The sequence below is a fragment of the Pseudanabaena sp. CCNP1317 genome, assembly GCF_034931345.1.
Classification (GTDB): Bacteria; Cyanobacteriota; Cyanobacteriia; order Pseudanabaenales; family Pseudanabaenaceae; genus Pseudanabaena; species Pseudanabaena galeata.
This window is the reverse complement of record NZ_JAYGIF010000151.1, coordinates 57161-63570: the sequence shown is the minus strand read 5'-3', so window position 1 is coordinate 63570 and position 6410 is coordinate 57161. Positions and strand designations below refer to the sequence as shown.

7 protein-coding genes are annotated in these 6410 nt (G+C 40.7%); 3 read left to right on the top strand and 4 right to left on the bottom strand.

All coding sequences use genetic code 11. From position 1 onward, the window contains the following. Positions 1–150 precede the first annotated feature (150 nt). Both VB775_RS23420 and rlmN read left to right on the top strand, forming a co-directional pair. A complete protein-coding gene (locus VB775_RS23420) occupies positions 151–690 on the top strand; it encodes a hypothetical protein (RefSeq protein ID WP_281008756.1) in 540 nt (179 codons plus the stop codon). Positions 691–844: 154 nt separating this feature from the next. Then, positions 845–1915 carry a 23S rRNA (adenine(2503)-C(2))-methyltransferase RlmN gene (rlmN, locus tag VB775_RS23415; RefSeq protein WP_281008755.1) on the top strand — a complete coding sequence of 357 codons (1071 nt, stop codon included), beginning with the start codon at positions 845–847 and terminating at the stop codon, positions 1913–1915. 124 nt (positions 1916–2039) lie between these two features. On the opposite strand, the gene thiL is transcribed toward rlmN, so the two are convergent. The 4 genes from thiL to argC form a co-directional block, all read right to left on the bottom strand. Further along, a complete protein-coding gene (gene thiL / locus VB775_RS23410; RefSeq protein ID WP_281008754.1) occupies positions 2040–3053 on the bottom strand; it encodes a thiamine-phosphate kinase in 1014 nt (337 codons plus the stop codon). A 264-nt stretch (positions 3054–3317) separates the two neighbouring features. Then, the gene (locus VB775_RS23405; RefSeq protein WP_407072949.1) at positions 3318–3524 is read right to left on the bottom strand and encodes a DUF6887 family protein; all 207 of its coding nucleotides are present in this window, start codon (positions 3522–3524) and stop codon (positions 3318–3320) included. After that, complete coding sequence (locus VB775_RS26635; protein ID WP_407072948.1) at positions 3521–3694, bottom strand: DUF6888 family protein; 174 nt, start codon at positions 3692–3694, stop codon at positions 3521–3523. The genes VB775_RS23405 and VB775_RS26635 overlap by 4 nt, the downstream gene beginning before the upstream one ends. 65 nt (positions 3695–3759) lie before the next feature. Then, complete coding sequence (gene argC, locus VB775_RS23400) at positions 3760–4818, bottom strand: N-acetyl-gamma-glutamyl-phosphate reductase (protein ID WP_281008752.1); 1059 nt, start codon at positions 4816–4818, stop codon at positions 3760–3762. A 990-nt stretch (positions 4819–5808) separates the two neighbouring features. On the opposite strand from argC, the gene VB775_RS23395 reads away from it, so the two are divergent. Further along, positions 5809–6201: an AbrB family transcriptional regulator gene (locus VB775_RS23395; protein ID WP_094529700.1), complete on the top strand. Its 393-nt coding sequence runs from the start codon at positions 5809–5811 to the stop codon at positions 6199–6201. The last annotated feature ends 209 nt before the right edge of the window (positions 6202–6410 follow it).

The following is a 6410-nucleotide window of genomic DNA, read 5'->3' as shown; positions in this document are numbered from 1 at the left end:
TTTCTTGTCAACCTTTTAGCTGGGTTGGTTGCTTATACATATCGAGAGACTAAACCTGCTTTAGATCTTCTCTTCAAAGGCTTGCCTGCTCTTCCTCCTGCCATCTTTTAGTGCGTCGAACTCACGTCTTTTTATGACGGGAATGGGAGGGTGGCAAGGTTGTTTTCCCATGCTTATTTTAAAGAAATTGGTGTTGGTAGTAGTATTTGGTCAGTTTCTAGAGGCTTAGCTCGAAAATCTCAAGAATATAAGAAATTACTTATGGCGGCAGATTGTCAAAGAATTAATGATTTAGATGGTCGAGGCAACCTCAGTCTCAAAGCTTTGAATAAATTTGTCTATTTCTTTTTAGAAACAGCAATTGATCAAGTTAATTTCATGAAGTCATTAATTGAACCTGAAACGCTTATTAAAAGACTGAATCTGTATATCAATGAACAAGTTGAGTTAAAAAAATTGCCCGAAGGTTCATTTGCTTTACTTAAAGAAGTGATTTTGTTTGATGAGGTTGAGCGAGGAGCTGCTTCACAAATCACTGGTTATCAGTCTAGACAAGCTCGTACTATTCTAAATACTTTGTGTAAAGAGGGTTTCTTGGTTTCTGACACACCAAAAAGCGCTGTAAGAATTGTATTTCCATTAAAGGCTATAGATCGAATTTTTCCATCTTTATATCCTTCTCAGACATGATAAGGATTCTGCGATTTAATGAATAACCCCGTCCGCTTGCGGCGGGATTATTCATTAGAAAATCTCGGAGAAATCAGTTTCGCGGTGTGTCTGAGTTTGAGTTTCGTAAGAAATTTGATAAAATCAATATACTTGTCCCATTTGCTACCCCGTCATGACTGTGAATACGCTCCCAAATTCTGCTTCCAAAGTCCTACCACTATTGGGGCGATCGCTCTCTGAATTGACAGAATGGGTGGTATCACAAGGACAGCCAAGCTATCGAGGTAAACAGCTTCATGAATGGCTCTATACCAGAGGTGCGCGAAGCTTAACAGATATTACGGTGTTCCCTAAAGCTTGGCGCGAAGAATTTGCACTGAATCCGACTGCGGAAATGGGGCGATCGCAGATTCATCTTCACAAAACAACTCGCGATGGCACAGAGAAGTTTTTGCTGAAACTCGCTGATGGCGAAATTGTCGAAACCGTTGGTATTCCTACCAGTAAGCGATTGACCGTATGCGTATCGACTCAGGTGGGCTGTCCAATGGCGTGCGATTTTTGTGCTACGGGCAAAGGCGGCTTTCGGCGCAATTTGGCAAAGCATGAAATTATTGATCAAGTGCTGACAGTGCAGGAAGTCATGCAGCAGCGAGTCAGCCATATCGTATTTATGGGCATGGGTGAGCCGTTACTTAATTATGAAAATCTGGTTGGCGCAATTAACGTTATTAACAAAGATATTGGCATTGGTCAGCGCAATATTACTGTCTCTACTGTCGGTATTCCCAATCAAATTCCCCGCTTTGCCCAAGAACATTTGCAAGTAACTCTGGCGGTCAGTCTCCATGCACCAACTCAAGAAGTTCGCGCCCAAGTGATTCCATCAGCCGATCGCTATCCTCTGATCGCCTTAATGGATGACTGCCGCGAATATGTGGAAATCACGGGTAGAAGAATTAGTTTTGAATACACGTTACTAGCGGGAGTCAATGATGCTCCTGAACAGGCTGAAGAACTCGCCTACTTGATTCGCGGTTTCCAAAGTCACGTTAATCTGATTCCCTACAATACGGTTAGCGATGCGGATTACAAACGCCCCAGCGAAAGAGCAATTCAAACCTTTGTACAGGTTTTAGAAAATTATAAAATTACTGTAAGTGTGCGGCGCACAAGGGGACTAGAAGCAGATGCGGCTTGTGGTCAGTTGCGAGGACAACATGAGAAGGCTTTAGCCAAATAAGATTTTTTGATATAGCAAAAAAAGAGTTAGCTAGTACAAACTAAAACCCAAGAAGTGAGGGGCGGCGCTTTGCGCCGCCCCTCACTTCTTGGGTTTTATGTCCTAAGCAAAAGTGTCAAAGCCTTTAGGGTTCGTAATGTTGAAAAGCCGATCGCATATCTAGCCCATCAAGTTGGTTGCCTTCAACAATTTCGCCAATAATTACCGCACTGGATAAAAGCTTTACAAACTGCTCTGCTAGATCCAAAGGCATACATAAAACCAGCTCAAAATCTTCGCCACCATACAAAACCCAATCCAAAGCGCGATCGCCTGCCAAGATCTGCACTAATTCAGGAATTGGTAATGTATCCCAATAGATCTTTGCACCGACATTACTTGCGCGACAAATTTGGGCGATCGCATCAGCTAATCCATCGCTGCTATCCATTCCTGAAACAGGAAAATCACTGAAGTGATTTTCCTGTTTCAGGAATTCTGGAAAAAGATGAATTGCATCAAAACGCGGAATTGGTCGCTGATGATAGTTACAGATTGCTTTTACTAGCTCTTGTCCTGCTAAGGAGCGATCGCCTATCTGCATCGGAGCTAGTAACTTCTCTTTTAATTTTTCATTTAATAGAAGTTCTAAACCCGCCTTTGAGAGTCCGTGCAAACCTGTCATCACGATCACATCACCAACTCGCACCGTCTGCCTTTGGATGACTTGATTTTTAGGTACTTGTCCAAAGGCAGTTACCGATAAAGTGCGAACAGGCGATCGCACCGTATCACCACCTACTAATTCCGTGCCATAGGTTCGTAAACATTCACTAAAGCCACGATATACGCCTTCAATCCAAGCAATTTCTGTGTCAGGTGGCAATCCTACGGACATAACTAAACCCCAAGGTTTCGCTCCCATGGCGGCTAAATCTGATAAATTCACAGCCGCCGCCCGCCAACCCACATCTTCAGGGCTAGTCGTGCGATCGCTAAAATGCACACCATCCACCAACATATCTGTAGTCACGACCATCTGGCGATCGGCAAAAGTTTCCCCCATGATCGCCGCATCATCACCCACTAACTCACTACAATATTGCCGAAAAATTTTCAGCAATCCTTGCTCACCTAAACTTTTGACCGTTGCTGTCATCTACTCCCTTCCCAGTTTAAAAATAGACATTATCACTGATGTTACGTGGATCTGAGAATGGGGCTTGGAGACCAAGCCCCTACAACCAATATGTAGGGATTTGGTTTCCAAATCCTCTTTTAAGATGATATGGAAAAAGTATGTAGATCTTTGTTCTACGGAACATCAGTAGTCACTCAAGAATTAGTGGTGCGGTGCAAAGCACCGCACCACTAATTCTTGAGTGACAAGGGAGTATAGCCATTGATTGAACTAAATACCTTCTTAAGAAGACTGCTCCAGTTTTTGCTTAATTAAACTCTCAATCTCTTGAAGATCGGCTACTGACTGAGGCATAGCAAAGGTTTCTGGCGATGCATTTACTGTAAAGCGATCGACAAATATACGAAATGCGTCTTTGTTACTGGGATGAGCAATAACATAAGCGCGTAATTCTTTCTTAGTCATTGTGTTGAAATCAAGCTTGATCACAGAAACCTCCAAAGACCATTACGATAAATTTCTATCTCTATATTATCTCCAGCTAGAATGAATACATTTCCTGTGCGTTCATCTAGACGCAGTAAAAAGATGGGAGTGAAAGTGCTTGTTAAAGATTGGCATAATATGACGCATATAATGCCTTGTTCAGAAGTAGGCAAAATTAATAAACCTCATAAAATTTAAAGGTAGTAAGTAGGGTGGGCATTGCCCACCCTACTTACTTTTATGGATAGAAAGTTAACTTAGGTAAAGCTAGTGACTCTTCCCAGCCCATCATGATATTCATGCATTGCAATGCTTGGGCAGCTTGACCTTTCATCAAGTTATCGATCGCCGAAACCACAATTACTCGTCCTGTCCGCTCATCGACTTCCACACCGAGATAACAGAGATTTGTACCCAAAGCCCACTTAGTTTGCGGGAAGATATTCTTAGGTAATACCTGCACCCATTCGGAATTGCGGTAAAAAGACTTATAAATAGTAAGGACATCTTCCTTCACCAGCCCAGGGTCACGCAGCTTAGCGTATACCGTAGACAGAATACCGCGAATCATGGGGATAAGATGAGGTGTGAATTGAACTAGCACCTCTTGACCTGCCATATCACTACAGATCTGTTCGATTTCAGGGGTGTGGCGATGACTCGCGATACCATAAGCGGCAAGAGAACCATCCGCCTCAGCTAGTAACAAATTAGTTTTCGGTTGACGACCACCACCAGATGTACCTGACTTGGCATCAATAATAATCGTACTCGGATCGACTAAACCTTGCTTAAGCAGAGGCTGTAGAGCTAATAAACTAGCCGTAGGATAACAACCCGCACAACCAACTAAGTCCGCAGTAGCAATGCGATCGCGATAAATTTCTGGTAATCCATAAACTGCCTTGGCATTAACCTCAGCATCAGTACGCGCCTCTTTATACCAAGATTCATAAACTTGCAGATCGGTGAAGCGATAATCTGCGGATAAATCGAGGACTTTGCAGCCCTTAGCCAATAGTCGAGGTGCAATTTTGCTAGCTAAGCCATTAGGTAATGACAGGAAGACAATTTTGCAGCGATCGGCGATCGCTTCAGGTTCAAGATTTTCGATGGGCAGGTTTACTGCATGGGCAATATGTGGGTACAAGTCAGCAAAATTTTGTCCTACAGAACCACTACCACCCATGTAGGTAATATTCACTAATGGATGCTCTAGCAGCAGTCTCACCAATTGGATACCACCATAACCCGACGCGCCAATAATACCTACGGGGACTCGATCCTGTGCGCTCATACCCTTACTCCATCAAAATATTGAAAATGCTTTTCGCGTTTGGGGTAACAACTTAGCATAAGCCAAGCCCTAACCCCAATTAATATCTAAAATCAAAGTTTAGCAATTCTCATTATAAAAATCAGTTTTTTGAAAGCCCGCCAAAAGTGGGCTTTCAAAAAACTGATTTTAGTGTTGCCAGCACCAAAGGCGCTGGCAACACTAAAATCAGTTTCATAGTGTGAATGTCAAAGTCTAAATTAGTGCTTTACATTAAACTGTAGGATGATCTTTAACCGTTCATACTAAGCCAATCGAAATAGACATTGCGTCTATTTCATTTGTAGCAATGTAAGTTTTGCTTAAGCAATAAAACCCAAACAAATGAAAACGGCGCGAAGTAACGCTTTCATTTATTTGGGTTTTAATTTTTCCTAGCTATCTTTTACATTATTTATCTCTTGTATGGTTTGGCTATATTTTGTAACAGGGAAAAAATGAATACTTGTGAAAGTACAAATCACAAAACGGATGAATCACCTGTATGGGTGAAGAAATATAGCTTTAATTAGTGTGAGGTTTTAAGTAAAGTAATGATTAAAAGCCATATTTCATTGCTCGCACCAGAAAATTACAATAATATCAATATCCAACTCCTACAGAAAATAATGTCTAGTTAAAGTTGGGCATAAGTTAATCTAAAAGTAGGCTATGTTAATTCTTATTGAAGTATCCAGACTGAAATATTAAGGCAAATCCTATCCATACTGCTTTCGTGTTTCCATATATTTACTAAAGTGCTATGACATTATCAGACATATTTTTTTTAATCCTATAGAAAATCCCAAAAATATTTTTTGATTTTGTCTAATATTTTGTCCAATATGTTTAAAAATGTACGACAATAAGGTAGCAATTCTATGTGGTTTAAAAAACCCAAGGTTTGCAAAATTTCTTCTATTCTTAGAAAGAAATTTTCAATTTTGAAATCTTGAAATTTCTGATAATCTTATGACAGACACTGTAACTTCTCCTTTGACAGGAAAGGCGCTTCTTCAAAAAGCAAAAGAGCTAAATAATTTACCCAAGCGTGAGCAAGCTAAAAAATGCGGGTATTTCACTCGTGGGAAAGATGGGGTAGATCGTGTTAATTTGACAGAATTTTATGAAGCAGTGCTTGCTGCTAGAGGATTTGCAATTAATCCTGAACAGAATAAAGATGGTCGTGGGCGCGAACCTACCTTTCGGGTTAGCGTTCATAAAAATGGACAAATCGTAATTGGTTCTACCTATACAAGATCTATGGGTTTGAATGAAGGTGATGAGTTTGAAATTAAGCTTGGATACAAGCACATCCATCTGATCCAGTTGAGTAATGAACAATCGGAAGATCCTGAAGAGTAAAGCAACGCACATATTAAATCTCTGTTGGATAGGGTCAAAATTATAAAGTTAATTGTCTGAATTTTTATTCTTGACAATAAGCTTTATAGACCTCAACTATGGAGATTGTTTGACCAGTAAATTTGAGCGAGAAGATTAATACTACTTTGTGGGGGAGTGTTTAATTTTCTCGCTGTTTTTATCGATTCTGGTTTTTGGCATGATTTTGA